Source organism: Lentzea pudingi (genome assembly GCF_014646255.1).
GTDB lineage: Bacteria > Actinomycetota > Actinomycetes > Mycobacteriales > Pseudonocardiaceae > Lentzea > Lentzea pudingi.
Genome location: NZ_BMNC01000001.1, coordinates 70,673 through 97,314, shown reverse-complemented (window position 1 = coordinate 97,314; position 26,642 = coordinate 70,673). Strand labels below are relative to the sequence as shown.

Genomic DNA, 26,642 nt, shown 5'->3' with positions numbered 1-26,642 from the left:
CTAACGCGAAGTCGTCCTGCATGGGAGGACATCACTGACCCGGAGCACACGCTGTTGGCCGTTCGCGTGAACCTGTTCGCGGATCTTCTTCTCACCCGTATCGTAAAAATCCACAGCGGACGCGCCGCAGGGGGCCCCAAGGATGTAGCCGATGACGTTCGGAGCGAGCATACGCAGGACACGCCGCAGGCATTCCAAGAACGGATCATCCACGATACTGGGGGCGATGGTCGACTCCCTGCAGTCCTATGTGCTCCACGCTGGAGTGATCGGCATCGTGGAAGGCGTGCTCGGCATTCTCGCCGTGGGTGGGATCTTGAGCGCTGTGCTGGGGCAGACCGGGATCCGGGCAGCGGCGGTCGTAGCCGTCGTGGTGGCGGTACTCGGACTTTTCATCCTGCTCGTGGCCAACAAGCTGGAGTGGCGGCGCCGGACCGAACTGGATCGGCGGCTCCTGTTGCGCTACAGCAATCTGCTTCACGAACGTTGCAACTTCACCTGGCGCATCACCGACTGGCGGCAGGTGGTGACGATCGAAACGAACGGCGACACGCGCGACAAGATCACGTTCACCGCCGTGTCGGACTGCGACGCCCTGGACTTCCTCACCTTCTGGGAGGGCCCGAACTGGGAGGAGTGGCCGGAGAGGCACCGGAGGAAGACCGAGGTCCGCGTGCGGAGCGTGGAGGTCGACGGGGAGGGCGGAAGCCGGTTCGACGTCACTTCGTGCTGGCCCAGCAGAGGACGACTGAAAGTCACGGTGCATTTGAAGCGAACCGGCGGTGCGCGGCACCGAAATCCACCTGGAAGCCGAGTTCACCTGGCCTGCGAAATGCCTTCCTTTCGTCCAGGGCGCCCCGGAAGAATTCGTGAAGAAATTCATTCCAGGCCCTGAGCACCTTGAGTACACGGTGATCTTGCCGCCCGGCTGCAGCAGCTACTGCGACAGCGTCGGCCTCAAGTCGGGCACCGAGCGGTACTCCATTCAGCGGCGCACCAACAGCAGCGGACGCGAGGAGATCAGCCTCATGGCCGATGGCGTGACCACCGGCACACGAGTGGGCATGAAACTGGACATCAAGTAAGGCGGACCTCACTTGTCATCAGCCCCGCCGCTGCCGCCTTCACCACCGATTCCGAGCACTTGATTCACCGCCCGTTGAATTATTTTCGACATAGTTCACCCAATGATTTCGAGCGAGTTCACAGAATTTGCTGTCGCCACCAATTCCGGCCAAGAAAGGCGCGACAACGAAGTGAGCGTCCCTTCGGGACGCTCAAGCTCAAGCCTATGTCAACCCCCGAGAGGCCCTTTCACGGGGGTCGGAAACGTGGTCCAATCGCGGCACGTACTTGACGGCATGCGTCAAGTAGTTGCATGGTGAGCACGTGGCCACCACCTCAGAACACGTGGACCTGCGGAACGACCTGATCCGGCTCGTCACGAGCCGCCTGCTGGACCCGCTGGAAATCCTCCTGCCGCAGGCCGATCTCACCGGCCTGCGCCAGTCCGCCGAGGCCGACGCCGAGATGTGGGCGGCCCAGCTGCTCGGCCCCGACGACGCCACGGCACGCCGGACTGTGATCCGCCTGATGACCGTGCTCCACCCCGGCGACACCCCGTTCGACCCTCCCGAGAGCTGGTGGGCGACGCCGCTGGGCCGCGTCACCGCGCGCCGCGCCGGCCATCCGGGCAAGGACCACGTGTCGCTCGGGGTGGCCGGGGCGATGCTCGGCATCACCCGCCAGGGCGTGCACGACCTCGTGAACCGCCACAAGTTGGTGCGGCACCCGGAGGGCGGCGTGACCGTCGACTCGATCCGCGCCCGGCTCGGCCTGAGGAGAGACCGATGAGACTCGCGGCGACCGACTTCGGCGGCGAGGGGCGCCCGTTCCTGCTCCTGCACGGCCTCGGCGGCGACCGGAGTGTCTGGGAAACGCTTGCGCCGCAACTGGACGGGCGTGCCGTGGCGGTCGACCTGCGCGGCCACGGGGAGTCCCCGGACGGGCCGTGGGAGTGGGAGGCCGTGCTCGACGACCTCGACGAGGCCACTGTCCACTTCGGACTGGACGAGCCCGTCGTCGTCGGGCACTCGCTGGGCGGCATCGTCGCCGGCCTGTGGGCGTTGCGGCACCCGGACTGCCCGGCGGCCGTCAGCCTCGACGGACATCGTTCCGCCACAACGCATCCGGCGAACTACGCGGGGCTGCCGGCCGACGAGGTGGCCGCGGGTCTGGCCGAGCTGAACGCCCTCTTCGACGCCCAGTTGGAGACGATCACGCGTCCGTCCCGTGAGATCACCGGAACCCTGCGGACGTCACCGGAGCTGCTGGACGCGCTGCCGGTCTTCGCGAAGGTGACCGTGCCGTTCCTGCTGGTGCTCGCCACGCAGAACCTGCCGGTGCCGCCGAACCTGCTCCCGCTGATGGACGCCCACCGCGCGGGTCTGCGACGCGACATGCCTCCGAACGTGCGGGTGCACGAGATCGACGCGACGCACGGCATGGTCTCCGGGAACGCCACGGCGGTGGCGGGGATCGTGAATCACTTCGTGAGCAGTCGCCTCAGCGCCTGACGGGCCCGGCGGGGGGCGGCGGCGTCGTGTTCGAGCTGCAGGAAGTGGTTGAGCGCCAGCATGACCCCGAGGATCTCGTAGATCAGCTGGTCCACGTCGGTGTCCGGCTTCAGGTCGCCGTCGCTGACCGCGCGCCGGATGTGGATGCGGAGATCGCGCCGCCACAACGCGTTCATGCCCGCCAGCGCGTCGCGCACCCGGCCGTTGCGCCCGTCGAACTCGGCCGTCGCGGCGGTGAAGAAGCAACCGCCGGGCAGCACCTCGCGTTCGAGGTAGGACACCCAGGCCTCGCAGACGTCGATCAGCCTCGGGAGTCCGGACGGCATCTGCTTCACCTTGCGCGGCACCTCGCGCAGGAAGACCTCCGCCGCCTGGTCGACCACCGCGAGCTGCAGGGCCTCCTTGGTGCCGAAGTGGCCGAGCAGCCCGGCCTTGCTCATCCCGAGCTCCGTCGCGAGCCGCCCGATCGTCAGTCCCTCGAGGCCCTCCGCCGACGCGATGGCGAGGCTCCGGTCGAGGATGCGCTGCCGCGTCTCGAGGGTGTCGGCGACGGATCGGCGCGGGCTCATCTTTGTAGTCTACGTCTCTTTAGCTACCGACCGATCGGTTGCTATATTCGCCGCGTCGCCTGGCTGAAGGAGAGATCACCTTGTCCGGATCCCGTGTCGTCGCGTTCGGCCACCACCAGCCCGAACGCGTGCTGACCAACGCCGACCTGGAGAAGATGGTCGACACCAACGACGCCTGGATCCTCCAGCGCACCGGCATCGCCACCCGCCGCATCGCCGCGCCGGCCGAGACCGTGGCCGACATGGCGTCCGAGGCGGGAGCGAAGGCGCTCGCCGCGTCCGGCCTGTCGCCGTCCGACATCGGCCAGGTCATCGTCGCGACCTGCTCGGCGATCGACCGCAGCCCGTCCACCGCGGCGCAGGTGGCGGCGCGACTCGAAATCCCGTCCGCGGTCGTCTTCGACCTCAACAACGCCTGCGCGGGCTTCTGCACCGCACTGGCCACCGCCGACCACACCATCCGCGCGGGTGCGGCGCGGCACGCCCTGGTCATCGGCGCCGAGAAGATGTCGGACCTGGTCGACTGGACCGACCGCTCCTCCTGCATCCTGCTGGGCGACGGCGCGGGCGCGGCCGTGGTCAGCGCCTCCCCCGACGCTCTCATCGGCCCGGCGACCTGGGGCTCGGACCCGACGCGCGGCAACGCGGTCCGCCTCGTGAACGAGTGGCAGCCGCGCTTCGAGCAGGAGGGCCAGGCCGTCTTCCGCTGGGCCACCAGCGAACTGCCCGCGATCGCGGTCCAGGCCTGCGAACGGGCGGGCATCGCTGTCACCGACCTCGCCGCGGTCGTCACGCACCAGGCGAACCTGCGGATCATCGAGGCGTTGACGCGCAAGCTCGGCCTGCGCGAGGACGTGGTGATCGCGCGCGACGTCGTGGAGTCCGGCAACACCTCCGCCGCCTCGGTGCCGCTCGCACTGTCCAAGATGGCCGAACGCGGCGAGCTCCCGTCGGGACAGCCCGTGCTGCTGTTCGCCTTCGGCGGCGGGCTTTCCTGGGCCGGCCAGGTCATCACGGCCCCGTGAGACGACTCGCGAAGTAGGCCGGTGTGGCGACTCGGGAGCCCACCGAGCCGCCACACCGTTGGTGACGCACGAGAAGAAGGTTCAGGCCGCCGGCGCGGGAACGAGCGCATCGCCGCGTGACGTCATCGGTCCGCCACCTGGCCACGCGGGCGACGTCGGAGTTCGCCGTTCCCGCTTGCCCTGTACCGGCGACCTGAAAACCTCCACTACCTGGTTAGGGCCTCGCGCGTCCTCCGCCCGTGCGCACCATCTCCGGCCTCGAACGTGAATGCCGCCGCCGCTGCAATGGCGGGGACATCGACGAAGAGACGGACGGGGGAACAGATGATGCGAGGGCGGCGACCGGTTCGGGAACCGGGATCAGGGCGGTCGGGAGTACCTCCGGTGCCTCGGCGACCACTTCGGTCTCCGGTTGCGTCCACACCGGGACGTTCGTCTCGACCGTGTTCTGCCGGAACAGTTCCGGCGTCTCAGTGATGATCTTGCCCGGCGCTTCCAGACCCACAATGCCGACGAGCTTGCCGTTGGCGATGAAGCCGGTGAGTCCGTTCACGTCGGTGGTGTCGGTGCCGAGGACCGGCAGACCGGCTCCCTGCACGCGCATCCCGTACTGCTCGGTCCAGAAGCGCGGGACCGGGGTGTAGGTCTTGGCGTGGTTGCGGCCGACCAGGAGGTTCTCGGCGGCGGCGCGGCCGCCCTCGACGGCGTTGAGCCAGTGCTCCACGCGGCGCACGGCGCCGTTGAAGCGCATGTTGGGCCAGCGGGCCACGTCACCGCAGGCGACGAGGTTCTCGGCGCCGACCACGTGGTTCGTGGAGTCGCACAGGACGCCGTCGGAGATGTCGAGGCCGGAGCCGCGCAGCCAGTCGACGGCCGGCGAGGCGCCGACGGCGAGCACGACGCACGAGGCGAAGAAGACCTGGCCGTCACTCAGATGGATGCCGATGCCGCCGGGCTGGCGCACCCAGTGCTTGATGCCGACACCGGTGGCGAGGCGCACCCCGTGCTCGACGTGCGCCTCGGTGATCTTCTTGCCGATGTCGTCACCGACGACACCGCCCAGGAGCGCCGGGGAGCGCACGATCAGAGCGACGTCACGGCCCATGTGCCGGACCGAGCACGCGAGCTCGCAGCCGATGAACCCACCGCCGATGACGGCGACGAGTCCCTGCGACTGCCGGATGTTCTTGCGGATCGCGATCGCGTCGTCCAACGTCCGCAGCACGTGCACCCGCGGGTCGTGACGCGGAGCCCCGCCCATCGCGCGGGCGTCGACGCCCGTGGCGATGATCATGCCGTCGTACTTGATCTCCTCGCCGCCCGGTACCCAGACCGACTGCTTCTTCGGGTCCAGGTGCAGGGCCGGGGAGTTCATGCGCCACTCGGCGTCGAGGTCACCCGAGAACGACAGCAACGAGTCGTCCGGGGTCCACTCTCCGGTGATCATCTGCTTCGACAGGCACGGGCGGTGGTACGGGAGGTGGCGCTCGGCGGACAGGATCGTGATCTGCCCGTCGAAACCCATCTCCCGCAGCCGTTCCGCGGAACGGACTCCACCGAGCCCGCCGCCGACGACCACGATCCGTTCGCTCACTTCACTCGCTCCCTGATCTCGATCGCGCGCATCGGGCACGCGCGTTGTGCCGCTCGGGCCTGGGCGAAGTGCTCCTCAGGCGGCCTGCGGTTGTAGGTCAGGCGGTTGTCCTCGATCAGCTGGAAGACGTCCGGTGCCTCCGCCTGGCAGGTGCCGTAGCGGTGGCACTTCTCGTTGTTGACGCTCACGTCCATCGCGTCGCCCTCACCGACACCGGGCTCCTTGCCGCGGTCGGCGTCGAGCATGCCGATGCGGGTGAGCACCTCGGGCGGGAGGAACCGGGCCAGGGCCAAGGTCGCGGTCGGGACGAGAACGGTGAGGCCGGCCAGCCAGAGAACGGACAGGTTGCCGTTCGCGATGGCGCCGAACCAGGAGTGCACCACGGTGATCGCCACCGCGATGTACGCCGTTTGGTGGAACCTCAACCACTTGCGGTAGAAGACTTTGTGCCTCATCGAGGCGAGTACGGCGATCGCGAGCATGACCTCCAGGCCGAGGATGCCCAGCGCGTGCCGGAAAAGACCGCCGTCGACGAACGGCAGGATCAGCTTGATGATGCCGAGGGGGGCACCCTGCAGCAACGAGAAGGCGAACGCGTGGATGCAGCCGAACGCGATCGCCAGTGACGCGAGCACCATGTGCCCGTTCTTCAACCCTTCACGGCCGGTGAGCTTCTCGGCCCACCCGGTCGCGATCAGCACGCCCCAGGACAAGGTCGCGCACATCAGCACATAAGCCAGCCTGGCGGAGATCTGGGCCATCTTCTTGACGCCCGAGTCGAACTCGGCTTGGGCCACCAGGAGCGGAATCTGGCTCGACAGCAACTCTTCCTCCGGAAAGAACTTTCTCGCGGGAACCCGCCCGGTCCTGGGTGCAGGAGTGGACACATCAGAACCGGGCGGGTGGGAACAGGTCCGCGTTGGAGTGCCTCTGACCTTGGGACACCACCTCCGTTTCCCGTTGTGCGACGGGGTCTTGCAGAATCACCGCACCGGTCGTCGCGGGCGGAGTACTCGGAGCAGGAGCACCGTGAGAACGGCTCCCGCGGCGGTGACCGTGAGGATCACCCACATGTTCGGGCTCTCGTCGGAGGCCAGGGTCGCGTTGATGATGTTGCCGGCGGGCTGGGGCTCCGCGAACGCCGCGTCGCCCGCGAGGCCCGAGCTCTCCAGCAGCGTCATGTGCTTCATCACCACGTCGATGCCCGCCTGCGCGAACCCGCGGATGACGTCGTTGCGGGTCCCCGAGCGCACCTTGGCGATGAAGGGGAAGATCTGGCCGTGCGCGGCGCGCAACCGGGCGATGAACGCCTGGTCGAACGCGTCGCCTTCGAGCGCGTTGATCTCTTCCATCCACGACTGCTGCGTGGGGTTCGGCACGTCGGGCGTGGTGAGCCCGAAACCGGCGGCCGTCTTCTTCGTCAGCGAGTCCAGCATCATGTGGTCGAGCATGATCATCTTGCCGATCTGCTTGACCCTGGCGTTGGACGCCTTGGTGGCCGTGAGCTCGCCCATGGGCATCTCCCACAGGCCTGCGAGGCGCACCCTGTTGAGCAGTTCGCGGTCGTTCGCCGTCAGCGGCCCCGACGGGGTGTCCATCACTCCCCCGGTGTCCGCGGGCTGGGCTGCAGCCGTGGCGGTCAGGCCGGAGAAGAGGAACAACATCGCAAAGACGGTGGCGAGGGCTCTGGTCATCGTCTTGTCGTCCTCGTTGTCCAAAGGAAGTCGATAGGGGGTGTGTGCATCGCGGTTCCGCGCAGTGGGCTCAGTAGCCGGGTGCTGCCGGAGGCGTCGCGGACTGCGGTGTCTGCGCCTTTCCGGAGCTGGGGGACGTGCTCGGCGTACTGCTGCTCTTGCCGCTGTTGCTGTTGTTCTGGGCTTTGCCGCCGGTGATCTTGGCGCCGTTCGGCGCGGTGACCCACCACACACCGCCCTTGGCCTGGCCCTTCATGTCGCCGGCGACCTTGTCCTCGGCGAACGTGTACTGCGGCCAGCCCTGGATGGTGAGCTGCTTGGTGCCGTCCGGCCTGGTCAGGACCCCCATGGAGATCGGGTCCACACCGGTCGCCATCGGCGTCTTGTCCGCGAGGACCGGCTTCCAGGCCTTCGCGCACTCGCCCTCGCAGTTCGACTTGGACGGCTTGGGGACGTCCTTGTCGTAGCGGTACATGGGCAGACCCTCGGCGTCGATCACGAACCACCCCATCTGCTCGGTGTTCGCGATGAAGTAGTTGTTGTGACCGCTCAGATCAGCGGGTTTCGCCTGCAAGCCGCCGGTGGCCGCCCCTCCGGGAGGAGTCTGGGTGCTGCCACACGCGGTGAGGGCGAGAGCCAGGGCCGCGAGGGCGGTGGTGGCCTGTCCACGTCGCATCGGCAGGTCCTTTCTCAACTGGGGTACCGAGGAGTACGGACACGATCCGGTGACGGTTCACGAACTTCGTGAGGAATATTTGCCTCTCGACTTGAGACGGTTGATGGGGCAAGGATGTCCCCCGTGGCGCGGCATAGACGTCAACGCGAGTTAGACGAACAATCACCAAGACCGGGATCTCTCGAAGAAGAGTTGATCCGTCGGCTGTACGAGGAATTCGGCAGTGCCCTGCTGGGACACTGCATGAGGTTGACGGGCCATGATCGTCAGTGGGCCGAGGACATCGTGCAGGAAACCCTGGTCAGGGCATGGCGCAACGCCGAGAAACTCGAGCGTGACCCCGTACTCCTGCGGTCGTGGTTGTTCACGGTGGCAAGGCGGTTGGTCATCGACGACAGGCGTAAGAGGAGCGTCCGTCCGCAGGAGTTCGAACTGACCCCTTCGGACGAGTCGCCTTCCGGCAGCGAAGAGGATCGCACCCTCGCGGCGATCGTCGTGGCGGAGGCGATGAACGGTCTCTCGGAGGAACACAGGGAGGCTATTCTCGAGACATATCTGCGGGACCGCACCGTCGGTGAGGCCGCGGCGGCACTGGGTGTGCCACCGGGAACGGTCAAGTCGAGGGTGTACTACGCGCTCCGTGCGTTGCGGCGTGCGTTGCACGATCGGGGAGAGACGCGGTGACAACGGCACCAGATCACCTCGACGTCGCCGCCTACGTGCTCGGCATCCTCGATGCCGATGAGGTGGAGGCGTTCGAGAACCACCTGACCGAATGTCGGCGGTGTGCTCTTGACCTGCGCGACTTCGCGGTGGTGCCCGACCTCATCGACGAGGCCGACGCGGGCGGGATGCTGCGCGGGACAGCTCCGGAACGCCCCGACGGCAAGTCGGTGCGGGTCATGCTCGACGCCGTCGCGGCGCGCAGGAAGCGCCGCCGGTGGTTCGTCGCCCAGGGTGTCGCGGCCGCCGCCGCCGGCATCGTGGCGGTGACCGCCGTGGTCACCTCGCTCGTCGTGGGCGGCAAGGACAACGGCACGAACCAGGCCGCACCGAGCACGACGACGTCGCAGACGCGGGTGGCGAACAACTCCCCCGACTCGTCGATGAAGGTGCAGCAGGAAGACCCGAACAGCGGCGTGGGCACGAAGATCACCGCCTCCGACGAGGCGTCGGGCACCGCGATGGACATCGAGATCAGCGGCATGGCGGGTCCCGGCCGCGGGTCACTCGTCGCGGTGGGCCGGGCGGGCCGTGTCGCGCAGGTCACGTCCTGGTACGCGCCGGAACCGGTGGCCGGTGACAAGAAGACCATCAAGCTCGCGGCGAACGTCGCCATGCGCTGGCACGAGATCGCCACGTTCCGGATCGTCGACGAGAACGGCAAGACGCTGCTCGAGGTCGTCGCCTCCTGACGTTTCACGACACCAGACCACTGCCCCCGCGGGATCCGTGAGATCCTGTGGGGGCAGTTGTCGTTTTCGCGGAAGTCCGCAGAGGTTCGGGGAAGGCTGGCTACGTGGCGATTGGCCCGTCAGCGGTCGAGCGCTGGCTCGATCTGTCCACAGAGGAGCTGCGCGCTCAGGTCTCGCGGCTCGTGTCCGCCCGGCTACCGGGTGATCACGCGGTGTGGCAGGCGATCCGGCGCCATCCGTCCCTGGTTCCGCGCATCCGCGGTGTCCTCTCCGGACTCGCGGCCACCGCGGCCGGGGGCAAGGACGAGGCCATGCAGAAGGTGTGGATCTCCAATGCGCGTGCCGCCCTGGACCAGACCACGCCGCCGCCGGTGAAGGCGGCGCGCAAGCCGGTGGTTGAAGAGGCGCCCGAGGTGGAACCCGAGCACGTGATCGACCTCAGGGAACCCGAGCCCGCGCAGCAGAAGCAGCCCCACAAGGCCATTCCGACGATGCTCTTCCAAGAGCCCAGTTAGGAGTCCCGGCAGATGGTCGTCTTCGGATCGTTCATCTCGCTGTCAGGTCTGCTGGTCCTGTTGCTCCGCGACGCCCCGCTCGGCGGCCTGAGCCCGGCGGTCGTCGGCTGGGTGATGATCCCGCTCGGCCTGGTGTTCGCGGGCCTGGGCGTCCTGCGCAACCGCCGCAAGCGCGCCCAGGGCGTGCCGAGCGCGGTCGGGAACCCGATCCAGCGCGCGAAGGCGTTGCCGCGGCTGTGGAAGACCTGGCGCAGTGGCCGCTACCCGGAACTGCAGCGCAGCCAGGTCCTGATGTGGGCGGTGGCGCTGGTCTACCTCGTGTCGCCGATCGACGTCCTGCCGGAGTTCCTTCCGGTGATCGGCGTGACCGACGACGCGGGTGTCCTGGTGTGGTTGCTCAGCAGTCTTTCGGTGGCCTCAGGCTCGTACCTGCGCTGGGAGAAGGACCATCGCGACACGGGTCGCGGGATCGAGGCCCCGTGAGGCCTCCTCGCGCATGATCTCGGCCAGGCCGGGCGTGACGTCGGCCACGGCCTGGAAGCCGAGGCGTTCGTAGTACGGCGCGTTCCACGGCACGTCGCGGAACGTCGTCAGCGTCACGGCGCGTTCCCCGCGGGTGACGTGCTCGATCAGTGCGGCGCCGATCCCCTGGCGCGCGTGCGAAGGGTGCACGCTGACCTGGTGGACGTGCGTCGCTCCGTCGACGTCCCCGATCGCGATGAACGCGACGGGCACGCCCTCCGCGCCGATGGCGACCCAGACCTCGTGCTCGGCGAGGTCTGCCAGCGACAACGGGTCGTCGTCGGCTATTTCGGGCATTCCGGCGTCGCGGAAGGATTCGCCGGACGCGATTTCGATCTGCTGGAGGTACGGCAGTTCGGCTGGTTGGGCGAGACGGATCAACACGCCCGTCATCCTGGTAGGTCTGACGCGGACCTCGCAGCCGAATAACGTTAAAGTCCGACTCGATGCGAACAAGAACTGTGCGCGTCCTCCTGGTCGAGGACGACGATGGCGACGCCCTCCTCGTCGAGGCGCTGCTCGAAGAAGCGAGCGCGCCGTTCGTCCTGTCGCGCGCGGGCACGCTCGCGGAGGCGGAGGAGATGCTCGCCGACTCCGAATGCGTGCTGCTCGACCTCGGTCTGCCCGACTCGCACGGTCTCGCCGGCCTGCACCGGTTGCTGGCCAAACCCGACGCGCCGGCGATCCTGGTGCTGACCGGGCACGACGACGAGCAGGAGGGCATCAACGCGGTCGCCGCGGGTGCCGAGGACTTCCTGATCAAGGGCAAGGTCGACGGAGAGCTGCTGCTGCGGGGTGTCCGGTACGCGGTCGAACGCCGCCGCGCCGACTTCGCCGAGTTCCAGCTCCGGGAGACGAGCCTGCTGGCCGCCGAGCAGTCCCGGCTCGAACGCGGCCTGCTCCCCCCGCCGCTGCTGCAGGGCTCCGACGTGGGTCTCGACGTGCGCTACCAGCCCGGCGGCCAGCGGATGCTGCTCGGCGGCGACTTCTACGACGCGGTCGGCATGCCGGACGGTACGGTGCACGCGATCATCGGCGACGTCTGCGGCCACGGCCCGGACGAGGCCGCGCTGGGTGTCTGCCTGCGGATCGCGTGGCGTGCGCTGGTCCTCTCCGGCGCGCCGGCCGAGAAGGTGCTGCAGACGCTCGACCAGGTGCTGGTCGCGGAACGGCACGGCGAGGGCATCTTCACCACGGCGTGCATGGTCACGGTCGCGCCGGACCGCCGTTCGGCGCGCTACTTCCTCGCCGGGCACCCGGAGCCGCTGCTGATCGCGGGCACGCAGATCGCGGACCTGCCGCAGTCGAAGATCGGCGTGCCGCTCGGCGTGCTCCCCGACTACGCGTGGACCGGCGTGGACGTGCCGCTGCCGTCCGGCTGGTCGATCGCCTGTTACACGGATGGGTTGATCGAGGGCCGGGTACCTGACGACGTCGACCGGCTCGGCGTCGAGCGTCTGAGCGAGATCCTGCACAGACAGCTCCAGGAAGGCCCCGACTGGATGGACTCGGTCATCGCGGAGGTGACGGAGCTGAACGGCGGGGCACTCGACGACGACGTGGCCATCCTGCTGCTGAAGGACGGAAAGTGAACCTGCCGCAAAAGCTGTCGGCAAGCCGGCTGCTGGGCATCATCGTCGTGGTCCTGCTGGTCATGACCGCGATCGCGATCTCCTCCACCGTCGTCGCCCTCGACGCGCTCAGCGGCGCCAGGGGACGGACGATCGACCAGGTCGAACCCGCCGGGCGCCACGTGGACGAGATCAACCGCGCGCTGCTCGACCAGGAGACCGGCGTGCGCGGTTTCGTGCTCACCGGGCAGGACGCCTTCCTCACGCCGTACCTGGACGGCCAGAAGGCCGAGGCGGACGCCGCGCGGAGCGTGCGCGACCTCGTCGGCGACGTCAACGGCCGGGTGAGCCGCATCGAGCAGCTCGCGGACCAGTGGCGCTCCGAGTACGCGACGCCGACGATCGCCGCCGCCCGGTCCAGCACCACCCCCGGTGCCGAAGGGGGCATCGAGCGCGGCAAGGTGCTGTTCGACCAGCTCCGCGCCGAGATCGGGGCGCTGGGGATCGACATCGGCGGGCTCGCCCGGCAGGCGCGCGCGGACCTCGACCACGCGGCGAGCGTGGTGCTGTGGCTGGTGATCGGCATGGGCGTGCTGCTGGTCGCGGTGATCGGCGGGCTGTCGCTGCTGCTGCACCGCCTGCTGATCGCCCCGCTCGCGGAGCTCGCCGACCACACCCGCCAGGTGGCCTCCGGCGACTTCGAGCACGAGATCGACGCGGACGGTCCACGCGAGACGGTCCAGCTCGGCCAGGACGTCGATGCCATGCGCCGCCGGATCGTGCAGGAGCTCGCGACGCTCGACGCGGCGAAGACCGAGCTGCAGCGGTCGAACTCGGAGCTGGAGCAGTTCGCCTACGTCGCCTCGCACGACCTGCAGGAACCGCTGCGCAAGGTGGCGTCGTTCTGCCAGCTCCTGCAACGCCGCTACGGCGGCCAGCTCGACGAGCGCGCCGACCAGTACATCGACTTCGCGGTCGACGGCGCGAAGCGGATGCAGGGGCTGATCAACGACCTGCTGGCGTTCTCCCGCGTCGGCCGGATGACCCGCGAGCAGACCCTGATCGACCTCAACGAGGTCGTGCGCCAGGTCGTCGACAGCTTCTCCGACCGGATCGAGGAGACCAGGGCGCTGGTCGTGGCCGAGGAACTGCCTTCCGTGCGCGGTGAGGCGACTCTGCTCAGCGCGGTGTTCCAGAACCTGATAAGCAATGCCCTGAAGTTCAGGGGCTCGTCCGACCCGGTCATCAACATCGAGGCGGAGCGCGACGGGGAGCTGTGGAAGTTCTCCGTGCACGACAACGGCATCGGGATCGAGCCGGAGTACGCTGACCGGATCTTCGTCATCTTCCAGCGCCTGCACCCCAAGGACGCCTATCCGGGTACGGGCATCGGGCTGGCGATGTGCCGCAAGATCGTCGAGTACCACGGCGGCACGATCTGGCTGAAGACCGATGTGGACTCCGGCACGAGCTTCGAGTTCACCCTGCCCGTCGCACCCGAGCTCGTCGCTCAACCTGAGGAAGCACATGTCTGAAACACCGATGACCGTGATCGACGTCCTGCTCGTCGAGGACGACCCGGGCGACGCCCTGATGACGCAGGAGGCGTTCGAGCACCACAAGATCCGCAACACCCTGCACGTGGTGAAGGACGGCGTGGAGGCGCTGGAGTTCCTGCGGCGCGAGGGCGTGTACGCGAACGCGCCGCGGCCGGGCCTGATCCTGCTGGACCTGAACCTGCCCCGCAAGGACGGGCGTGAGGTGCTCAGCGAGATCAAGGCCGACGCGGAGTTCCGCTCCATCCCGGTCGTCGTGCTGACGACGTCGGAGGCGGAGGAGGACATCCTGCGCAGCTACAGCCTGTACGCGAACGCGTACGTGACCAAGCCGGTCGACTTCGACAGGTTCATCGAGGTCGTCCGGCAGATCGACGACTTCTTCGTCACCGTGGTGAAGCTGCCCCGCTGATCACGGCGGCGCTGAAGTCCAGGCACGACCGGCAGATGGTCGCGTCCGCACCCTCGTGGACGGGTCGGGTCTCGCTGCAGAACGAGCAGTCGCCGACCTCGCCCACCTGGGCCTCGGCGACGCACAGGTCGCAGATCAGCGCGGCCGGCCCGGCCATCATCTTGTCGACGTCGGCCGCGCCGCGCCCGCAGAACCAGCAGCGTTCGGTCCGCTTGGACTGCTCCACGATCTGATGGACGCGCTGGTGGCTCATCCCCAGCGCCTCCGCGATCTCGCGCATGGACCCACCGGCGCGGTGCAGCCGCAGCACGGTGTGCTGGTAGACGGCCTTCGCGATGTCGGCCTGCTCCTGCGCGGCGGAGGAGGCGGTGCCCGCCTTCCGCGCCGCTGCCAGCAGTTCCTCGTCCAGAGTCATGGCGTCCACGTTAGCCAGACGCGTCTAGGACGTCTAGACGCCGTCTAGGTCAAGTAGACGCTCAGTCGACGCTGCGGACGATCACCGGCTCCTCGTCGGCCTGCACGACCCATTCCTGGGGCTCGCGCGGGTCAGGGATGACAGGTGCCCAGATCCCGGTGCCACCGGGACGGCGCCTGCGCAACTCGAATTCCTCTCGCGTGGTCATGCACTCCGGGTACCCGACTCGGCGGAACGTATGCCCGACAGCATGGTCGTGATGGCCGCCATGACCCGTCGCGTGGCCTCGGCGAGCACCTCGGCGGTGAGCTCGCGGTCGTACAGGTCGGACAGGTCCACCGGCGCGCCGGCGACGACCTCGATCCGCTTGCGGGGCAACAACCTCGGCAGGACCGCGCCCTTGGGCAGCAGGTCCTGCGTGCCCCACTCGGCGACCGGCACGACCGGCACGCGGGACTCGAGCGCCATCCGCGCGACCCCGGACTTGCCCTTCATCGGCCAGTTGTCCGGGTCGTCGGTGAAGGTGCCCTCGGGGAACACCATCACGCACTCGCCGTCGCGCAACGCCTCCACGGCGGGCCTGAGCGCCTCCGAGGCCTTCACGGTGCCGCGTTCGACCGGGATGTGGCCACCGGAACGCATCACCCAGCCGAAGACCGGCATGCGCCACAGGGAGGCCTTAGCGAGCACGCGCGGCACCCGGTTCGACATGAGCGCGAAGACCACGGCCGCCACGGTGTCCGCGTTGGACAGGTGGTTGAACGCGAGGATCACGCCGCCGTTGCCCGGCACGTGCTGCTTGCCCCGCACGCGCAGCCTGACGAACAGCACGACGACGGGCCACAGGACGTCGATCGCCAGCGAGAACCAGAATCCCCTGCCCCTGCGGGGCATCTTCCAGGTCCAGGCGGCCAGTTCGAGCGGTGTCACGCCTGGTATTCGAGCACGCCGGCGTTCAGAGTTCGGGTCAATTCGCCACGTTCGACCAGAACGTCGAGGTGGGCGGCCGTCTCACCGATCGCCAGCACCTGGTTGAACATGTCGAGATCGTCGAACCGGCGCTGGCGGCGCGTCCAGCCGATCTTGCGCGCCGTCTCGAACGCGCTGCCCGCCACGGCCCGGTGGATCTCCTCCAGCCGCTGCTCGTGGAACTGCAGCAGTTCGTCGACGCGGGCGTGTGAACTGTCCGTCACCTCGCCGTGCGCGGGCAGCAGCCTGAGGTCCGGCAGCTCACGGGTGAGCCGCAGCGACGTCATGTAGTCACCGAGTGGCAGCTCGGGCCGCAACGGCTCGAACCCGATCGACGGCGTGATGTGCGGCAGCACGTGGTCGCCGGAGAACAGCACCTTGGCGGTGTGGTCGACGAACACGACGTGACCACGCGTGTGGCCGGGCGTCGGGATGACCTCCAGCCGGCGGTGCTCGAGGTCGACGGTGCTGCGCACGAGCCACTCGTCGGGCTCCTCGTAGTCACGCAGCGCCTCGCCCCGGTCGACGTGGTGCATGATCTTGACCCACGTCTCGGCGAGTTCGCCGGCACCCCACTTGCGCAGGTCGGAGACGTTCTGGTCCTCCTTGCCGTGCAGCATGTGCAGCAACGAGGGCTGCTCGCCGAGGCCGAGCCCGATCCTGCTGCCGAACGTCCGGCGTAGTGACACGGCCATCGTGAAGTGGTCGCGGTGGACGTGCGTGATGAGGAACCTGCGGATGTCCTCGAAGCCCTTGTCCAGGGTGCCGAGGGCGGCTTCGAGCTGGTCACGGGCCTCGTCCAGCGCCCACCCGGAGTCGATGAGGACGAGCCCGTCGCCGTCCTCGATCGCGTAGACGTTGACCGCGCGCAGCCCGTCGTTCGGCAGCGGCAGCGGAATCCGGTGCACACCTGGTGCGACCTCGAACGCGCCCGGCTCACTCCACACGCTCGCCCACCTCATCGTCAGCGCACAACGTCGTTAGCTTAAGCAACTACTACCGGACGGTAACACGGTATTCCGGGTGCTTGTCGATGTACTTCGCGACAAACGGGCACAACGGGGAGATCTTGACATCCCGGGCCTTCACGTCGTCCAGCGCGTACTTGGCGAGCTGACCGCCGAGCCCCTGACCGGCGTACGCCTCGCCGACCTCGGTGTGCACGAGGGCGAGGACGCCGCCGACGTCGCGGTACTCGAGGAAGCCGGCGAGCTCGCCGTCGACGTGGACCTCGTAGCGGCTCTCGGACTCATTGTTGGTGACCACATCAACCATCTTGCCCCGGACGATGGAAAATGGCCCGCATGGACGTCTACCTCCTGATCCTGGGTGACCACCTGCCCAACCCGTGCACGGGTCAGGAGGTGCCCCAGGCCGACCGGCTGCGCGCGATGGTCGAGCAGGCGGTCGTGGCCGAGGAGGCGGGGTTCGCGGGCGTCGCGATCGGTGAGCACCACTTCACCCGCTACATCGTGTCCGCCCCCGAGCTGCTGCTGGCGGCCGTGGCGGCACGGACGTCCACGCTGCGGCTCTCGACGGGCGTGACGCTGCTCGCCCACCGCGACCCGGTGCTGGTGGCCGAGGCGCTCGCGACGCTCGACGTGCTGTCGGACGGACGTGCGGAGCTGATCGTGGCGCGCGGGGTCGACCAGCAGACCGACGCGGCGTTCGGGGTGCAGCCGGGTGAGCTGCGGGCGCGGTTCGAGGAGCACCTGCGGTTGCTGCTCAAGCTGCTGGAGGAGCCGGGGGTCAGCTGGGACGGCAAGTTCCGCGGACCGCTCAGCGAGGTGACGACGACACCGCGGCCCGTGCAGACGCCGCGGCCGACGGTGTGGATCGGGTCGGGGTCGGCGGTGTCGGCGGACCTGGGCGCCGAGTTGGAGATGCCGCTGATGCTGCCCTCGACGTTGCGCGATCCGTCGATCTACCGCGAGGTGGTCGAGCGGTACCGCGAGCGCTTCCCCGGGGGACGGGTCGGCGTGCCCAGCCATGTGTTCGTGGCGAACGAGGACGCGCGGGAGCGGTGGCGGCCGCACCTCGCCGAGTACGCGCGGTTCGCGGATCCGTGGCGCGGGGACGGCGACATCGATGTCGACGCGATCATGGACGGCGCCGCGGTGTGCGGGACACCGGACGAGGTCGCACGACGGCTGAACGCGCTGGCGGAGCACCTGTCCATCGACACGCACCTCGTGATGGTGGACATCGGGGGCATGCCGCACGAATCGGTCGTCGAGACGATCCGGTTGTTCGGGGCGGAAGTGCTTCCGAAACTTGTTTAACGCGCGTGGTGCCAAGGGTTAACACAAGCCCGGCACCATTGACGTCGTGGGCATCAACGTCATCGGCATCACGCATCCCGATCAGGCCGGGGCCCTCCCCGGCGGCACGAACGTGCTGGTGCTGGCCGATGACGGCACGTGCGCCGACGAGTTCCTCGATGCCGACCTCCGTGCGCACCAGTTCGTGGTGCGCGCTCACGGGCGCGGGTCGGCGTTCTTCGGGGTGGCGGACAAAGCCCGTGAGCTGGGTGCGGACCGGGTCCTCTTCGGTGGTGTGCACGACACCGCCGCCTCTCTGGCCACCGGAGAGGACCCCGTGCTCGTGCTCGGCGTGCGACCGCCAGGCGGGCCGATCGCGTGCAACGCGGCGTTCCTCGAACGGCTCGCGCACTGGCCGCGGCCCGCCAGGGCCTATCGCGGCGACGTCGACCACTGGCTGGCCGAGAACGCCCTGCGCGAAGGCCTCCGCGTGGAATTGGTTTCGTGGCTGATGGAACCGACCGTCCCCATGCGACGGAAGTTGACGGCGTAGTCCTCCGAAGGCTGAAGACAGTGCCGCAGCGGTGAAATATCGTTTCCTCCTGCGACCATCCGTGCGCGCCGTGCAGCTGAGAGTTCTCTCAGCGTGGCGATTCGGGCGGGGGCACCGGGGTTAATCTCAGGGTCCATCTCAGTGGAAGACCTGACCCTTCGGTGTGCCCGTGTCGCCGAAGATGGTGCGCACGAAAGCCACAGGAGGGGACAGACAAGTGAGCGCGTCCGATGGAGTCGCGGCCAGAGCCGTCGACGTTTGGAAGTCTTACGGGTCCGGCGATGCCGCCGTGACCGCGCTCGCGGGGGTGAGCGTCGACCTGGAGAAGTCCAGGTTCACCGCGATCATGGGCCCGTCGGGTTCGGGCAAGTCGACGTTGATGCACTGCCTCGCGGGGCTCGACGACGTCACCAGCGGTGAGGTGTGGGTCGGTGGCACCAAGGTCACCGGGTTGAAGGACCGCGGTCTCACGGAACTGCGGCGCGACAAGGTCGGGTTCATCTTCCAGCAGTTCAACCTGCTGCCGACGCTGACCGCCGAGGAGAACATCACGCTGCCGCTCGCGATCGGCGGCAAGAAGGTCGACAAGGCCTGGTTCGACGTCGTCGTGGACACGGTGGGTCTGAGGGACAGGCTGACCCACCGGCCGACGCAGCTGTCGGGCGGCCAGCAGCAGCGCGTCGCGTGCGCGCGTGCTCTGGTGTCACGGCCCGACGTCGTGTTCGCGGACGAGCCGACGGGCAACCTGGACTCGCAGTCCGGCGCCGAGGTGCTCGGGTTCCTGCAGCGCTCCGCCCGTGAGTTCGGGCAGACGATCGTGATGGTCACGCACGACCCGAACGCCGCGTCGTACGCCGACCGCGTCATCTTCCTCAAAGACGGTCACATCGTCCGCGAGCTGCTGTCGCCTTCGGCCGACGAGGTTCTCGAGACGATGAAGCACCTCGACTCCGTCGTGGTGCCGCATGCTTAAGGCGACTATCAAGAGCTTGCTCTCACGCAAGCTCCGGCTGGTGCTGTCCGCGCTCGCGGTGGTGCTGGGCGTCATGTTCGTGTCCGGTTCGTTCGTGCTGACCGACACGCTGCAGCGGTCGTTCACCGACCTGTTCTCGTCGGCTTTCGCCAACGTGGACGTGTCGGTGACGCCGAAGGCGGAGAAGGGCAAGCAGCCCGAACCCCTGACGCCGCAGGCGATCGCGGACGTGAAGTCGGTGGCGGGCGTGGCCTCGGCCGTCGGTGACGTGCAGGGGTCCGCGCGGCCGATCGGCAAGAACGGCAAGGTCATCACGACGTCGGGCTCGCCGCGGTTCGGTTTCAACTGGACCGGCACCGGCCAGGAGAAGATCCGCGACGGCAAGGCTCCCGCGGCGGACAACGAGGTCGCCCTCGGCGGTTACCTCGCGTCCACCGGTGGTTTCAAGGTGGGCGACGACATCTCGTTGCTGACGCTGGAACCCAAGAAGACCTTCAAGGTCACCGGCATCTACGAGTACGCGGGTGGCCGTGACTCACTGGGCGGCGAGCTGTCGGTCGCGTTCACCGAGCCGGTCGCGCAACAGTTGTTGCTGGGCAAGAAGGACGTGTTCTCCGGCGTCACCGTCACGGCGGCGCAGGGCACCACGGACGAGGCCCTGCGGGACGCGGTCGCGGCGAAGATGGGCTCCGGCTACGACGTCAAGACCGGTGCGGTGCTCGCGAAGGAGCAGGCCGACCAGATCAACGAGGGCCTGAAGTTCTTCAACTACGTGCTGCTCGGGTTCGCCGGCATCGCGTTGTTCGTCGGCATCTTCATCATCCTTAACACGTTCTCCATCATCGTCGCCCAGCGCACCCGTGAACTGGCGCTGCTGCGGTCGATGGGCGCCTCACGCGGCCAGGTCATCGGGTCCGTGGTGCTGGAGGCGCTGGTGATCGGCCTGATCGCCTCGATCGTCGGTCTCGGGGCGGGCGTCGGCGTCGGGGCGTTGCTGGCGACCATCTTCAGCTCGCTGGGCGGCAGCAGCCTGCAGCTCGCGGGCATCGGCGTGCCGATGTCGGCGATCATCTCGTCGTTCGCGGTGGGCATGGTCGTCACCGTGGTCGCGGCGGTCATGCCGGCGCTGCGGGCGTCGCGGATCGCGCCGGTCGCGGCGATGCGCGAGGCGGCCACGCCGGACCGTCCGCTCACGAAGATCACGATCACCGGTGCCCTGGTCGCCGCCGCGGGTGGCGCGTCGCTGGCGCTGGGCTTCAACCAGGCCTCGCTGCCGCTGATCTTCGGCGGCATCCTGGTGGCGTTCGTCGGTGTCGCGCTGCTGACCCCGATCCTGTCCAAGCCGATGGTGTCGCTGATCGGCCGGCTGCTGTCGTGGTCGATGCCGGGTCTGCTGGGCCGCCGCAACTCCGCGCGCAACCCGCGCCGGACCGCGATCACCGCGGCCGCGCTGATGGTCGGCATCTCGCTGATCACCGGCGTGAGCGTGGTGCTGACGTCGGCGACCAAGTCGATCGAGAAGCTGGCCTCCGGTCAGCTGCAGACCGACCTGATCATCTCCGGCGAGGGCCAGATGGAGGGCGAGGCGGCGACGTTCCAGCGGGACGTGCTGACGAAGGTCGAGAAGACCGACGGCGTCAGGTCGGCGGTCGGCTGGTCGCAGGACGGCGTGCTGCAGGGCGAGAGCCAGTTGTTCGCGGTCGGCGTCACCGACATGCCGGCGCTGACGACGATGTTCGCGCTCAAGCCGAAGTCCGGGAACATCACCCCGCTGAAGGACGACCAGGTCGCGCTGCCGGAGGAGATGGCGGCCGAGAAGGGCTGGACGGTCGGCAGCAAGGTCTCGCTGCAACTGGCCAAGGCGCCGGAGCCGCGGGACTACACGGTCGCCTTCATCTGGGCCAAGTCCCAGGTGCTGCAGGGCGCGCTCGTGCTGCCGGAGTCCGCGAGCAAGAGCTTCCGGTCCGACCAGATCGCCCAGGCGTTCGTCCAGGTCGCGCCCGGCACGTCCGCGGCGGACGTGCAGAAGCGCGTCGAGCCGTTGTTCGCCGACAACCCGGAGATCACCGTCCAGGACCGCAGCGCGTTCGTGAAGCAGACGACCTCGCAGTTCGACACGGTCCTGCTGATGATCCAGATCCTGCTGGCGCTGGCGATCCTGATCGCCGTCCTGGGTGTCATCAACACCCTGGCGCTGTCGGTGATCGAACGGACCCGTGAACTGGGTCTGCTGCGCGCCATCGGCATGCGGCGGTCGCAGGTCATGCGGATGATCACCGTCGAGTCGGTGGTGATCTCGGTGTTCGGCGCGGTGCTCGGCCTCGCGGTCGGTCTCGCCCTGGGCATCGCGACCGTGCAGGCGCTGAAGGACCAGGGCATCTCGGAGATCGGACTGCCCTGGGCCACCATGGTCCAGTACCTGGTGGTGGCGGCGTTCGTCGGCGTGGTCGCGGCGATCCTGCCGGCCATCCGGGCGGCCAGGCTGAACGTGCTGGACGCGATCGCGTACGAGTAAGTGTTCACGAGAGGTGCTGTGCCAGGCCGTCGCGCGCTGGCACAGCACCTTTTCTCATGCGTGGGGGCAGGTGTCCCGGTAGGCGCTGATGAGCGTGTTCGGCGCGGGCGCCGGGCACAGGAACTGGTCGTACCGCACGTCGTCGTCCACGAACCGCTTGAGCCACGACAGCGTGTACTTCCGCACCGTCACGTTGTCGCTGCGAGGCGCCGAGTGGTCACCGCCGCGCAGTTCCAGGAACGCCTTGTCGGGCGCGGCCGTGATCGAGTTGTAGAACGGCGTCGAGTGCTGCGAGTTGGGCGCGGTGGGGTCGTTCTGGCCGCCGAGCACCAGGGTCGGCACCTGGACCGTCGACCAGCTCTTGGTGGTGTGCCAGCCGGCCATCGGGATCGAGGCCTGCAGGGCGGGACGGGTCGCGGAGGCGCGCAACGCTCCCCCACCGCCCATGGAGTGCCCCATCACGGACAGGCGTGAGGGGTCGACGCGCGGGTTGGTGCGGACCACGTAGTCGAGCGCGGCCAGCAGCTGACGACCCCGGCTGTCGGGGTCGTCGAAGCCGGACAGGGTGTTGATGGTGATCACCACGAACCCGTAGGACGCGAGCCGCGGCCCGAAGTGGGCCACGGAGGACTGGGTGGCGGTGAAGCCGGGTGAGACGGCCACCGCGCCGAACGTGAGATCACTGGTCGGTGTGTAGACCGTGCCGCCGCCGAAGTTCGACTGGCGGGCGACGGCCGCGGACGTCACGGCGAACGTGCCGCGGGCGGCTTCGACGGACGCGGCCGTGGGTGCGGGGCCGCGCTCGTGGGGGTTGGCCGCCGCGGTGGCGACGGCGGGGGCGGTGGCTGGGATCAGCGCCAGGACCAGCGCCGCAAGCAGGGATTTGGTGCGCACGACGAAGACACCTCGATTGGTTGCAGGGGAACCAAAAGCGACGGCGAGGCTCACGCTACCGCCCAGTAGGCCGGTGGGGATTCGGCCACTCGGATGGTTACCGGGACGTTTCGACGCCGTTCGACCGGAGTTCGTCGAAATCGAAGCGGTCACCGAGCGCAGCAGACCGGGACGTTGTCGTCCTGTCCGGTCACCGCAGCGGCGGTATGCCGCGAATCAGGTGGCCCACGAGGGTGATCTCGTGCCCACTCGGAGACAGTTCCTCGTTCTGAGCTCCACAGCAGCACTCACCGGTCTGCTGTCCGAGACTCCCGCGTCCGCAGCCCAAACCGCGCAGCCGTACGCGTCCTACTGGCATCCGGCCACGATCCTGAACTGGGATCCCGCGACGGACCGGGACGCGCGGTACAACCGCAGCACCGTCCCGCTCGCGAGACGTGTCGTCCCGGCCCGACCGGCCAACGCGCACGCCCGTCCGAACGAGGCCCAGGTGCAGGCCCTGGTGGCCTATGCGCCGACGAGCGGTAACCCCGCCCAGGGTGCGCTCGACATGAACTACTACGCCACGAACTACTGGCAGTACATCGACGAACTGGTGTTCTGGGGCGGTTCCGCGTCCGAGGGCCTGATCCTCGCGCCGAACCCGACCGTCACCGACGCCGCGCACCGCAACGGCGTGCGGGTGATCGGCAACGTGTTCCTCCCGCCCACCGCGTACGGCGGCCAGATCCAGTGGGTCCGCGACTTCGTCAAGCGCGAGGGCGACCGGTTCCCCGTGGCGGACAAGCTGATCCAGGTCGCGCGCCACCACGGGTTCGACGGCTGGTTCCTCAACCAGGAGACCGCCGGCGGCAACGCCCAGCTCGCCACCGACATGCGCGACTTCATCGTCTACCTGAAGAAGTCCGGGCTGCGGGTCATCTGGTACGACGCGATGACCGACACCGGCAGCGTCAGCTGGCAGAACGCCCTGACCGCACGCAACCGCATGTTCTTCGAGCAGTCCGACGAGATGTTCCTGAACTTCTGGTGGAGTACGCAGGGCCTCGCGAGCTCCGCCGCGCTGGCGCGGCAGATGGGCCGCAGCCCGTACGACCTGGCGTCCGGCGTGGACGTCGAGTCCAGCGGCTACAACACGAGCGTCGGCTGGTCGAGCGTCTTCCCCGAGGACAGGCCGCACGTGACGTCACTCGGCTTCTACCGTCCGGAGTGGACGTTCAAGTCGGCGACGAGCCCGGCCGACTTCTACGCCCGCGACAACAGGTTCTGGGTCGGCCCGAACGGCGACCCGGCGAACACCACCACGACGGCGAGCTGGAAGGGCATCGCCCACTACATCACCGAGCTCACGCCGATCACGCAGCTGCCGTTCGTCACGAACTTCAACACCGGGCACGGCAGGAAGTTCGCCGTCGGCGGCACGGTCCGGTCCGTGCAGGCGTGGAACAACCTGTCGCTGCAGGACGTCCTGCCGACGTGGCGGTGGAACGTCACCGGTACCGGCACGAAGGTCACCCCGTCGCTCGACTGGGACGACCCGTACGACGGCGGCACCGCGCTGAAGATCACCGGTACTCCCCAGTCCGCCAACGACGTCCGGCTGTTCGCGACGTCGTTGAAGCTGACCGGCAGCAGCCAGTTCGAGATCGTGCACCGCACCGGCACCGGTCCGTCCCGGCTGCAGGCGGTCCTGCGGTTCGGCGCCACCGAACGCGTGCTGGACCTCGGCGGCGTCAGCGGGGCGTGGCGGCGCAGCGTGTTCCCGCTCGGCGAGCACTCCGGCGCGACGCTCACCGAGATCTCGCTGCGGGTGCTGCCGGGAGCCGCGATCACCGCGTTCATCGGCCGGATCGGCGTCACGAACCCGGTCATGACTCCCCCGGCGAGTCCGGCGGACGTGCGGGTCGAGCAGGTGAGCCGTACCGGCACCACGACGGCGTCGGCACGGCTCACCTGGACACGTTCTCCCGGTGCGAGGCAGTACCGGGTCTACAAGTGGACCGGTTCCGAGCGGATCTTCCTCGGTGGCACGGCGAACGACGCGTACTTCGTGCCGGCGATCCCGCTGGCGGGCGGCGAGACCGCGCAGATCGAGGTCGAGGCGGTCAGCGAGGCGTTCGACGTCTCCGCTCCCGCACGCTGTGCCATTTCGCTCGGGCAGATCACTGGTACACCCTGACGTAGTCCAGCACCATGTCCTGCGGCAGCTGCGTCCCGGCCCCCGGCGGGCCGGGCCAGTCGCCGCCCACCGCGTTGTTGATGATCAGGAAGAACGGGTGGTCGTACACCCACGGCCCGCGCGTGGTCTCCAGGACGTTCCGGTCGACGGTGAAGAACCTGTTGCCGTCCACGCTGAACGTCATGTGGCTGGAGTCCCACTCGACCGCGAAGGTCCGGAACGCGCTGGAAGCCGGCTGGCCCAGCTCCAGCGGCGAGCCGTACCCACCCGCACCGAAGTAGGCGGGTGCGTGCAGCGTCGAGTACACGCGGTTCGGCTCCTTGCCGACGTGCTCCATGATGTCGATCTCGCCGGTGTAGGGCCACGGCCTGCGCTGGTCGAAGAAGTCCGCGCCCAGCATCCAGAACGCGGGCCACAGGCCCTGCGTCGACGACACCTTGATGCGCGCCTCGACCCGGCCGTAGGTGAAGGTGAACTTGCCGTAGGTGTTGAGCCGCGCGGACGTGTACTGGCAGGTCCCGCTGCCGCTCACCGGGTCCACCGGGCACGCGCTGCCGGGCGTCACCTCACGACGGGCCTGCAGCACCAGGTTGCCGTTGCCGTCGTGCCGGGCGTTGTTGTTGTTCGTGTAGTACTGCAGCTCGTTGTTCACGCCGGGCCCGGTCTCCGGCGTCCACTTCGAGGCGTCCGGCCCGGTGCCCGCAGGCGCGTTGAACTCGTCCGCCCACACCAGCCGGCCGGGGAACGACGGGTTCGGCGGCAGCGGCGGTGGCGTGACGGGAGCGCCGCCCGTGCCGTAGACCTGGAACTCCCACAACGAGTAGCCGTAGCCGTTCGACCTGGCCGTGCCGTACATCCGCACGTACCGGCCGGTGCCGCTGACCGTCAGCGTCTCCTTGAAGCCGCGACCGGTCGTCGTCGAGTAGATCTCACGCCAGCTGGAGTTGTCGTCCGAGACCTCGATCCGGTACGCGGTCGCGAACGCCGGGTCCCACTGCAGCACGACCTTCGAGATCTGCGCGGGAGCACCGAGGTCGACGGAGATCCAGCCGGGATCGACCCAGCCGTTCGTCGGGTTCGTCGCCCAGCGCGTGGCAGGATCGCGGTCGAACGCCTTGGCCGGGTTGCACCCGCCGCAGTTCGGGTCGTCCTGGAACGTCGACGCCGCACCGGGCTTCCCGTACGAGAGCAGGGTTTCGCCGCCACCACCGTCGCGCGTGCCGAACACCTGGAACTCCCACAGCGAGTAGCCCCACTGGGTCGCCCGCGCGGTGAGGTCGAGGCGCACGTACCGGCCGGTGCCGGTGACCGGAAGTGTCTCGGTGCCACCGGGACCGGTCGTCGTTCGACGAAGTTCCTGCCAGTTGGTGCCGTCCGGCGAGATGCTCAGCGTGTAGGCCCGCGCGCTCGCGGACTCCCACGCCAGCACCACCTGGTCGACGCGCGCGGACGAGCCGAGGTCGATCTGGATCCATTGCGGGTCGCTGAACGCACTCGACCAGCGGGTGCCGAGATCGCCGTCGACCGCCGCGGTGGCGGCGAAGGCGACGTTCTCGCTGCTGGACGCGGTGACCGGGCGGTTCTGCGAGATCAGCGGACCGGCGGCGGAAGCCGTCGTCGGGACGAGCAGGGCGGCCGCGGCCATCGCCGCGACCAACAGGGGAAATCTTGCGCGTTGAAGCCTTCCTGACATTGCTGCTCCTGGGGCCGGAGAACGAGCGGGGACGGCGAGAGAGCGCTCTCTGCGACAGGAGTCCA

The 26,642-nt window shown here is 68.6% G+C and carries 30 protein-coding genes; 17 read left to right on the top strand and 13 right to left on the bottom strand.

Annotation, left to right across the window (positions count from 1 at the left end):
• Nucleotides 1–226 precede the first annotated feature (226 nt).
• The 4 genes from IEY88_RS00495 to IEY88_RS00480 all read left to right on the top strand — a co-directional run bounded on the left by IEY88_RS00495 (nt 227) and on the right by IEY88_RS00480 (nt 2,576).
• Complete coding sequence (locus IEY88_RS00495) at nt 227–895, top strand: hypothetical protein (protein WP_189152549.1); 669 nt, start codon at nt 227–229, stop codon at nt 893–895.
• Entirely contained in the window at nt 870–1,085 is a 216-nt protein-coding gene (locus IEY88_RS00490) for a hypothetical protein (protein ID WP_189152548.1), read from the top strand. Before IEY88_RS00495 ends, IEY88_RS00490 begins: the two co-directional genes overlap by 26 nt.
• A gap of 304 nt (nt 1,086–1,389) precedes the next feature.
• On the top strand, nt 1,390–1,854 hold the full coding sequence (locus tag IEY88_RS00485; protein WP_189152547.1) for a hypothetical protein: 465 nt from the start codon (nt 1,390–1,392) through the stop codon (nt 1,852–1,854).
• Nucleotides 1,851–2,576 carry an alpha/beta fold hydrolase gene (locus tag IEY88_RS00480; protein ID WP_189152546.1) on the top strand — a complete coding sequence of 242 codons (726 nt, stop codon included), beginning with the start codon at nt 1,851–1,853 and terminating at the stop codon, nt 2,574–2,576. The genes IEY88_RS00485 and IEY88_RS00480 overlap by 4 nt, the downstream gene beginning before the upstream one ends.
• Here the strand turns inward: IEY88_RS00480 and IEY88_RS00475 are convergent.
• A complete protein-coding gene (locus IEY88_RS00475) occupies nt 2,546–3,145 on the bottom strand; it encodes a TetR/AcrR family transcriptional regulator (protein WP_189152545.1) in 600 nt (199 codons plus the stop codon). The genes IEY88_RS00480 and IEY88_RS00475 overlap by 31 nt on opposite strands.
• An 80-nt stretch (nt 3,146–3,225) precedes the next feature.
• Between IEY88_RS00475 and IEY88_RS00470 the strand changes: the two genes are divergently transcribed.
• Nucleotides 3,226–4,170, top strand: coding sequence for a beta-ketoacyl-ACP synthase III (locus tag IEY88_RS00470; RefSeq protein ID WP_189152544.1), 945 nt, complete (start codon nt 3,226–3,228; stop codon nt 4,168–4,170).
• Between the two features lie 214 nt (nt 4,171–4,384).
• On the opposite strand, the gene IEY88_RS00465 is transcribed toward IEY88_RS00470, so the two are convergent.
• The 4 genes from IEY88_RS00465 to IEY88_RS00450 form a co-directional block, all read right to left on the bottom strand.
• On the bottom strand, nt 4,385–5,764 hold the full coding sequence (locus IEY88_RS00465) for an NAD(P)/FAD-dependent oxidoreductase (RefSeq protein WP_189152543.1): 1,380 nt from the start codon (nt 5,762–5,764) through the stop codon (nt 4,385–4,387).
• Nucleotides 5,761–6,561 carry a ferredoxin gene (locus IEY88_RS00460; RefSeq protein ID WP_229692968.1) on the bottom strand — a complete coding sequence of 267 codons (801 nt, stop codon included), beginning with the start codon at nt 6,559–6,561 and terminating at the stop codon, nt 5,761–5,763. The genes IEY88_RS00465 and IEY88_RS00460 overlap by 4 nt, the downstream gene beginning before the upstream one ends.
• Before the next feature lie 186 nt (nt 6,562–6,747).
• Entirely contained in the window at nt 6,748–7,482 is a 735-nt protein-coding gene (locus tag IEY88_RS00455) for a DUF4142 domain-containing protein (RefSeq protein WP_189152542.1), read from the bottom strand.
• Nucleotides 7,483–7,528: 46 nt separating this feature from the next.
• Nucleotides 7,529–8,134 carry a COG4315 family predicted lipoprotein gene (locus IEY88_RS00450; RefSeq protein ID WP_189152541.1) on the bottom strand — a complete coding sequence of 202 codons (606 nt, stop codon included), beginning with the start codon at nt 8,132–8,134 and terminating at the stop codon, nt 7,529–7,531.
• Nucleotides 8,135–8,248: 114 nt separating this feature from the next.
• On the opposite strand from IEY88_RS00450, the gene IEY88_RS00445 reads away from it, so the two are divergent.
• From IEY88_RS00445 to IEY88_RS00430, 4 genes are all read left to right on the top strand, one after another.
• A complete protein-coding gene (locus IEY88_RS00445) occupies nt 8,249–8,818 on the top strand; it encodes a sigma-70 family RNA polymerase sigma factor (RefSeq protein WP_045315736.1) in 570 nt (189 codons plus the stop codon).
• Nucleotides 8,815–9,549, top strand: a complete 735-nt coding sequence (locus IEY88_RS00440; protein ID WP_189152540.1) for an anti-sigma factor family protein — start codon at nt 8,815–8,817, stop codon at nt 9,547–9,549. Before IEY88_RS00445 ends, IEY88_RS00440 begins: the two co-directional genes overlap by 4 nt.
• Nucleotides 9,550–9,653: 104 nt before the next feature.
• The gene (locus IEY88_RS00435) at nt 9,654–10,064 is read left to right on the top strand and encodes a hypothetical protein (protein WP_189152539.1); all 411 of its coding nucleotides are present in this window, start codon (nt 9,654–9,656) and stop codon (nt 10,062–10,064) included.
• A 12-nt stretch (nt 10,065–10,076) separates the two neighbouring features.
• On the top strand, nt 10,077–10,547 hold the full coding sequence (locus IEY88_RS00430) for a YkvA family protein (protein WP_189152538.1): 471 nt from the start codon (nt 10,077–10,079) through the stop codon (nt 10,545–10,547).
• On the opposite strand, the gene IEY88_RS00425 is transcribed toward IEY88_RS00430, so the two are convergent.
• Nucleotides 10,482–10,967: a GNAT family N-acetyltransferase gene (locus IEY88_RS00425; protein WP_229693112.1), complete on the bottom strand. Its 486-nt coding sequence runs from the start codon at nt 10,965–10,967 to the stop codon at nt 10,482–10,484. The genes IEY88_RS00430 and IEY88_RS00425 overlap by 66 nt on opposite strands.
• A gap of 65 nt (nt 10,968–11,032) precedes the next feature.
• Here IEY88_RS00425 and IEY88_RS00420 point away from each other — a divergent pair, with 65 nt between their 5' ends.
• The 3 genes from IEY88_RS00420 to IEY88_RS00410 are packed head-to-tail and all read left to right on the top strand — an operon-like array spanning nt 11,033 to nt 14,125.
• The gene (locus IEY88_RS00420) at nt 11,033–12,178 is read left to right on the top strand and encodes a PP2C family protein-serine/threonine phosphatase (protein ID WP_189152536.1); all 1,146 of its coding nucleotides are present in this window, start codon (nt 11,033–11,035) and stop codon (nt 12,176–12,178) included.
• Nucleotides 12,175–13,692, top strand: a complete 1,518-nt coding sequence (locus IEY88_RS00415) for a sensor histidine kinase (RefSeq protein ID WP_229692967.1) — start codon at nt 12,175–12,177, stop codon at nt 13,690–13,692. The genes IEY88_RS00420 and IEY88_RS00415 overlap by 4 nt, the downstream gene beginning before the upstream one ends.
• A complete protein-coding gene (locus IEY88_RS00410; protein WP_189152535.1) occupies nt 13,685–14,125 on the top strand; it encodes a response regulator in 441 nt (146 codons plus the stop codon). Before IEY88_RS00415 ends, IEY88_RS00410 begins: the two co-directional genes overlap by 8 nt.
• On the opposite strand, the gene IEY88_RS00405 is transcribed toward IEY88_RS00410, so the two are convergent.
• From IEY88_RS00405 to IEY88_RS00385, 5 genes are all read right to left on the bottom strand, one after another.
• Entirely contained in the window at nt 14,100–14,540 is a 441-nt protein-coding gene (locus IEY88_RS00405; protein WP_189152534.1) for a MarR family transcriptional regulator, read from the bottom strand. The two genes, IEY88_RS00410 and IEY88_RS00405, sit on opposite strands and share 26 nt — an antisense overlap.
• Before the next feature lie 61 nt (nt 14,541–14,601).
• Nucleotides 14,602–14,748, bottom strand: a complete 147-nt coding sequence (locus IEY88_RS00400; protein ID WP_189152533.1) for a hypothetical protein — start codon at nt 14,746–14,748, stop codon at nt 14,602–14,604.
• Nucleotides 14,745–15,470: a lysophospholipid acyltransferase family protein gene (locus tag IEY88_RS00395; RefSeq protein ID WP_308425946.1), complete on the bottom strand. Its 726-nt coding sequence runs from the start codon at nt 15,468–15,470 to the stop codon at nt 14,745–14,747. The genes IEY88_RS00400 and IEY88_RS00395 overlap by 4 nt, the downstream gene beginning before the upstream one ends.
• On the bottom strand, nt 15,467–16,471 hold the full coding sequence (locus IEY88_RS00390; RefSeq protein WP_189152532.1) for an MBL fold metallo-hydrolase: 1,005 nt from the start codon (nt 16,469–16,471) through the stop codon (nt 15,467–15,469). Before IEY88_RS00390 ends, IEY88_RS00395 begins: the two co-directional genes overlap by 4 nt.
• Before the next feature lie 34 nt (nt 16,472–16,505).
• The gene (locus IEY88_RS00385) at nt 16,506–16,775 is read right to left on the bottom strand and encodes a GNAT family N-acetyltransferase (RefSeq protein ID WP_373294000.1); all 270 of its coding nucleotides are present in this window, start codon (nt 16,773–16,775) and stop codon (nt 16,506–16,508) included.
• Nucleotides 16,776–16,813: 38 nt separating this feature from the next.
• Between IEY88_RS00385 and IEY88_RS00380 the strand changes: the two genes are divergently transcribed.
• The 4 genes from IEY88_RS00380 to IEY88_RS00365 all read left to right on the top strand — a co-directional run bounded on the left by IEY88_RS00380 (nt 16,814) and on the right by IEY88_RS00365 (nt 21,811).
• Entirely contained in the window at nt 16,814–17,791 is a 978-nt protein-coding gene (locus IEY88_RS00380; protein WP_189152530.1) for an LLM class flavin-dependent oxidoreductase, read from the top strand.
• A 46-nt stretch (nt 17,792–17,837) separates the two neighbouring features.
• Complete coding sequence (locus IEY88_RS00375; RefSeq protein WP_189152529.1) at nt 17,838–18,323, top strand: hypothetical protein; 486 nt, start codon at nt 17,838–17,840, stop codon at nt 18,321–18,323.
• Nucleotides 18,324–18,540: 217 nt separating this feature from the next.
• On the top strand, nt 18,541–19,296 hold the full coding sequence (locus tag IEY88_RS00370; RefSeq protein ID WP_229692966.1) for an ABC transporter ATP-binding protein: 756 nt from the start codon (nt 18,541–18,543) through the stop codon (nt 19,294–19,296).
• Between the two features lie 16 nt (nt 19,297–19,312).
• Nucleotides 19,313–21,811: an ABC transporter permease gene (locus IEY88_RS00365; RefSeq protein WP_229692965.1), complete on the top strand. Its 2,499-nt coding sequence runs from the start codon at nt 19,313–19,315 to the stop codon at nt 21,809–21,811.
• 54 nt (nt 21,812–21,865) lie between these two features.
• Here the strand turns inward: IEY88_RS00365 and IEY88_RS00360 are convergent, their stop codons facing one another.
• Complete coding sequence (locus IEY88_RS00360) at nt 21,866–22,705, bottom strand: dienelactone hydrolase family protein (protein WP_189152527.1); 840 nt, start codon at nt 22,703–22,705, stop codon at nt 21,866–21,868.
• 241 nt (nt 22,706–22,946) lie between these two features.
• Between IEY88_RS00360 and IEY88_RS00355 the strand changes: the two genes are divergently transcribed.
• A complete protein-coding gene (locus tag IEY88_RS00355) occupies nt 22,947–24,884 on the top strand; it encodes an endo-beta-N-acetylglucosaminidase (RefSeq protein ID WP_189152526.1) in 1,938 nt (645 codons plus the stop codon).
• Here the strand turns inward: IEY88_RS00355 and IEY88_RS00350 are convergent.
• Nucleotides 24,868–26,577, bottom strand: coding sequence for a discoidin domain-containing protein (locus IEY88_RS00350; protein ID WP_189152525.1), 1,710 nt, complete (start codon nt 26,575–26,577; stop codon nt 24,868–24,870). The two genes, IEY88_RS00355 and IEY88_RS00350, sit on opposite strands and share 17 nt — an antisense overlap.
• Nucleotides 26,578–26,642: the final 65 nt, after the last annotated feature.

Excerpts from the sequence above, each read along its gene's own strand:
- IEY88_RS00350 (WP_189152525.1), bottom strand. The coding sequence starts at position 26,577 with ATGTCAGGAAGGCTTCAACGCGCAAGATTTCCCCTGTTGGTCGCGGCG.
- IEY88_RS00450 (WP_189152541.1), bottom strand. The coding sequence starts at position 8,134 with ATGCGACGTGGACAGGCCACCACCGCCCTCGCGGCCCTGGCTCTCGCC.
- IEY88_RS00390 (WP_189152532.1), bottom strand. The coding sequence starts at position 16,471 with ATGAGGTGGGCGAGCGTGTGGAGTGAGCCGGGCGCGTTCGAGGTCGCA.
- IEY88_RS00445 (WP_045315736.1), top strand. The coding sequence starts at position 8,249 with ATGTCCCCCGTGGCGCGGCATAGACGTCAACGCGAGTTAGACGAACAA.
- IEY88_RS00420 (WP_189152536.1), top strand. The coding sequence starts at position 11,033 with ATGCGAACAAGAACTGTGCGCGTCCTCCTGGTCGAGGACGACGATGGC.
- IEY88_RS00475 (WP_189152545.1), bottom strand. The coding sequence starts at position 3,145 with ATGAGCCCGCGCCGATCCGTCGCCGACACCCTCGAGACGCGGCAGCGC.
- IEY88_RS00480 (WP_189152546.1), top strand. The coding sequence starts at position 1,851 with ATGAGACTCGCGGCGACCGACTTCGGCGGCGAGGGGCGCCCGTTCCTG.
- IEY88_RS00405 (WP_189152534.1), bottom strand. The coding sequence starts at position 14,540 with ATGACTCTGGACGAGGAACTGCTGGCAGCGGCGCGGAAGGCGGGCACC.
- IEY88_RS00495 (WP_189152549.1), top strand. The coding sequence starts at position 227 with ATGGTCGACTCCCTGCAGTCCTATGTGCTCCACGCTGGAGTGATCGGC.
- IEY88_RS00410 (WP_189152535.1), top strand. The coding sequence starts at position 13,685 with ATGTCTGAAACACCGATGACCGTGATCGACGTCCTGCTCGTCGAGGAC.
- IEY88_RS00430 (WP_189152538.1), top strand. The coding sequence starts at position 10,077 with ATGGTCGTCTTCGGATCGTTCATCTCGCTGTCAGGTCTGCTGGTCCTG.
- IEY88_RS00400 (WP_189152533.1), bottom strand. The coding sequence starts at position 14,748 with ATGACCACGCGAGAGGAATTCGAGTTGCGCAGGCGCCGTCCCGGTGGC.
- IEY88_RS00380 (WP_189152530.1), top strand. The coding sequence starts at position 16,814 with ATGGACGTCTACCTCCTGATCCTGGGTGACCACCTGCCCAACCCGTGC.